The following is a 1,151-nucleotide window of genomic DNA, read 5'->3' as shown; positions in this document are numbered from 1 at the left end:
TCCCGGCGTACTGCGTGGGTTTGCTCGGCGACCGCGACCGGGGCGGCCAGGACCCCACCGGGTCGGGCGGCGGCAAGGGCGGCAAGGGAAGCAAGGGCGACCAGGGCGGGAAGACCGGCGGCACGGCCGGCCAGGACGGCAAGGGCCGGGGCGGCAGCGGGGGCGAGGGGGCCGACGGCCGAGGCGGGAGCGACGCCGGGACGCCGGGCGGCAGGGACGGCAAGTCCTCCGGCGGCGGCAACGGCAACGGCGGAGGCAACGGTGACGGCAAGGGCAGAGGCAACGGCGCCGACGCCCGCTGACCATGCCCCTGACCTGCGACTTCTCGGTCCGTAAAAATTTCCTGCCGCAGGGTGTGACGTTTTCGGCGGCTCCGGCGCAGTAAGTAGTGAGCCGACTGGTCATCGGCCCTCGCACGGAGCCGGGGTTCCCCCCGTACCTACGGCTCGTGCACCTGGCGCGGGCGGGACACGTTCCCCCGGTCCCGCTCGCGCCCCATACCTCTCACCAGGAGACGACGACCTTGTCGCCGTTCCTCACCTGCGCGAACAGCTCCGCGATCGCCGCCTCGTCCCGTACGTTGACGCACCCGTGCGAGGCCCCGGCGTAGCCGCGGGCCGCGAAGTCCGACGAGAAGTGCACCGCCTGTCCACCACTGAAGAACATCGCGTACGGCATCGGCGAGTCGTAGAGCGTGGACACATGGTGGCGGGACTTCCAGTAGACGCGGAACACACCCTCGCGGGTGGGGGTGTACTGGGAGCCGAACCGGACGGACACCGTGGTCAGGGTTCGCCCGTCGACCATCCAGCGCAGGGTGCGGCTCGTCTTGTCGACGCACAGCACCCGCCCGGTCAGGCACCGTGCGTCGGGTGCGGCGGCCGGCTGACCGCCCATCAGATACAGCTCCCACCGGTCCGGCTCGTGCGTCATCGCCAGCAGCCGCCCCCAGGTGACGGAGTCCGTCCGCCCGGTCCTGGGCAGCCCGCGCTTGCCCTGGAACCCCTTCACGGCGTCCTCGGTGCGGGCGTCGTAACTTCCGCTGGGCCCTTCGAACAGCCAGGCCACCTGCCGCAGCCGGGCCTGGAGTTCGCGGATGTCGCGCCCGGAGTCGCCGGGCGACCACAGGACGCGGGGCGGGGGAGCGGGGG

General features: G+C 72.5%; 1 protein-coding gene and 1 pseudogene. One reads left to right on the top strand and one right to left on the bottom strand.

The genetic code is table 11. The features are described from left to right. A pseudogene (locus BZL64_RS40075) lies at window positions 1-302 on the top strand (hypothetical protein); the annotation flags it as partial. Between the two features lie 202 nt (window positions 303-504). On the opposite strand, the gene BZL64_RS38680 reads toward BZL64_RS40075, so the two are convergent. After that, window positions 505-1,151: L,D-transpeptidase family protein (locus tag BZL64_RS38680; RefSeq protein ID WP_107430436.1), on the bottom strand; the 647-nt coding region annotated here is incomplete at its 5' end.

The sequence above is a fragment of the Streptomyces bobili genome (assembly GCF_002154575.1).
GTDB classification, from domain to species: Bacteria; Actinomycetota; Actinomycetes; order Streptomycetales; family Streptomycetaceae; genus Streptomyces; species Streptomyces bobili.
The sequence above is the reverse complement of the archived record's forward strand: the minus strand, read 5'-3'. Positions and strand labels throughout refer to the sequence as shown.